Origin of the sequence: Ornithinibacter sp. (assembly GCF_035443565.1) — a bacterium.
GTDB lineage: Bacteria > Actinomycetota > Actinomycetes > Actinomycetales > Dermatophilaceae > Fodinibacter.
Genome location: NZ_DAORSO010000228.1, coordinates 1 through 2636, shown reverse-complemented (window position 1 = coordinate 2636; position 2636 = coordinate 1). Strand labels below are relative to the sequence as shown.

The window sequence follows — 2636 nt, the reverse complement described above, 5'->3', positions numbered from 1 at the left end:
TTCATATACCCGTCTAAAATATAAACCTGTATATTCGATATCGGATGGCCTATGGAAATTGAACCGGAAGGCAAAGAAGTAAAATTCTCCGGCTTAAATACACAGCACCCCACAGTTGCCTCAGTTGGGCCATATTCATTAATGAGAAAAGTGTGAGGAGCAGCGTCTAACCAAAACTCTACATCCTCCTTTAAAAGATTCTCACCACCAACAATTAAAGTTCCTGTGTAGCTATGGATATGCTCTGAACTCAATTCATTTCTCAAAGCTTTTAAATGTGTTGGTGTAAGTTTGATAAGGCTAAAGTTATTCCGTATCTTGAGAGTAGCTGTTAAATTATTAACATGAAAATCTCTCGGTAAAATATTAATAGAATTTCCTGTTACAATTGGTAGAAAAAGAGAAGTAATACTCATATCAAAGGCTAGAGAAGAATGGAATAAAATAGGCTCATTGGAGATCCGATAAGATGTTTGAGCGTAGTTTATATAATGAATAACGTTTTTATGTCCGATCATAACGCCCTTAGGTTCTCCAGTAGAACCAGAAGTATAGATAACATAAGCAAGGTGTTCGGGAAGTGTATTTCCTATCGGGTTAGAAGAAGGCTCTTGAGCAATGCTATCCCATTCGCAGTCAAGATCAATCAGAACCCCTTGATAGCTGCTAAATTGACTCTTAATAGCTGACTGCGTTATGAGAACAGGGGCGTTTGTATCCTCAAGCATGTACTGAAGACGCTCCTGAGGATAGCTTGGATCCAGAGGAACATAGGCCCCTCCAGCCTTCAAAATGGCTAATAACCCTATAACCATCTCCAGAGATCTCTCAACAGCAATAGCAACGAGAGTATCAGGACCAACCCCTAATGTTTTAAGATAATGAGCCAATTGGTTGGCTCGCTCATTCAATTGCTCATAGCTGAGCTCTTCCTCTTCATACACAACCGCTGTATTATGCGGATTCTTTTTAACCTGCTCTTCAAAAAGTTGATGTATGGTTTTATCAGCAGAATATTCCGTCTTCGTATCATTCCACTCAATCAACAATTGATCCTTCTCTTTAGCTGTAAGAAAAGAAACTGTTTGTATATCTTGAGCAGGATTTCTTATAATTTCTTCTATCAGTTGCTTAAAGTGAATGCCAATCCTCTCAATCGCATCACCTTCATACAGATCTGTTGCATATTCAATCCCTATTCCCAGTTCCTCTTCACCCTCATGAACACTGATGGATAAGTCAAATTTAGCAATAGGGTAGGCACTATAAAAGGGAGCTACTTGGATTTTTTCTAAATCTAAAGGCTTTCCTTGAGAAGCATTTTGTACGTTAAACATCACCTGAAAGATAGGGTTACGATTAAGCGCTCTCGTAATATTAAGATGATCAACCAATTGTTCAAAAGGAACATCTTGATGTTGATAAGCTTCTAAGGTTGTTTCTTTAACCCTGCTCAGCACATCAATAAAAGTCTCATTCTCTTTAAAGGTCGTTCGAAGCGCTAATGTATTTACAAAAAAACCAATAAGACCTTCAATTTCTTTATAATGACGATTGGCAATCGGTGAGCCAACAACAATATCCTTCTGACCTGTATATCGGTAAAGAAGAACCTGAAAAACTGCAAGAAGTGTCATATACAAAGAAGCTTGATGTTCTTGGGCAAATCGATTCAGCTCATCTTTAATCTCTCTCGATAAGCGTATGCCATAGCTTCCACCCTTATACGTAAGCTCTTTGGGTCTTGGCTTATCCGTAGGAAACTCAAGAAAATCAGGAATATCGGCAAGCTGCTCTTTCCAGTAAGACAGTTGCCGCTTTAAAACTTCTCCTTGGAACCATTCCCTTTGCCAAAGCGCAAAATCAGCGTATTGAAGCGGCAAAGAAGGAAGAGATGGCTCTTCTCCCCTACAAACTCCATTATACAGAGTGGTCAATTCTTTAAAGAAAATATCCATTGACCATCCATCTGAGATAATGTGATGCATGGTAATCAGAAGGATATGCTCTTCTTTTCCGAGAATCAGTAGCTTCACTCTTATCAGAGGTTCAGTAGATAGATTAAAAGCCTTATTGGCTTCTTCTCGCGCTAAATCTTCCGCAGCTGACTGGTGTTCCTTTTTGCTTAACTCAGTTAAATCAACAGAACATTCTGTCAGATCAAGTTCCACATGAGAAAGAATTTCTTGATAGGCTGCTCCTTCCGATGAAGGAAAAATTGTTCTTAAAGACTCGTGTCTTGCAATAAGCCTATTAAGTGCCTCTTCAAGAGCAGCAATATTTAAATAACCTTTTAATCTCAGCGCCACTGGAATATTGTAAAGAGCTTTCCCTGGTAAGAGTTGATCAAGAAACCACAAACGTTGTTGAGCAAAAGAAAGAGGAAGCGGAGCTCTCCTTTCCATAGCGACAAGCGGAGGAAGTATCGAAAGAATATTCTTATCTCTTAAAGAATCAATAACCTCACTTAAAGCGGCAATCGTCGGATGCTCGAACAACGCTCTAAGAGCAATATCAATATTATAGTGTTCTCGAATACGAGAGATCACTTGGGTAGCAAGAAGAGAATGTCCTCCAAGCTTAAAGAAATTATCATGAATGCCAATTTGTTCAACTCTCAGAACATTAGCCCAAAT

At 38.9% G+C, this 2636-nt stretch carries 1 protein-coding gene; it reads right to left on the bottom strand.

The genetic code is table 11. The features are described from left to right. Window positions 1-2636 (bottom strand): condensation domain-containing protein (locus PLL68_RS13740; protein ID WP_324535016.1); only part of this gene is annotated, 2636 nt, incomplete at both ends.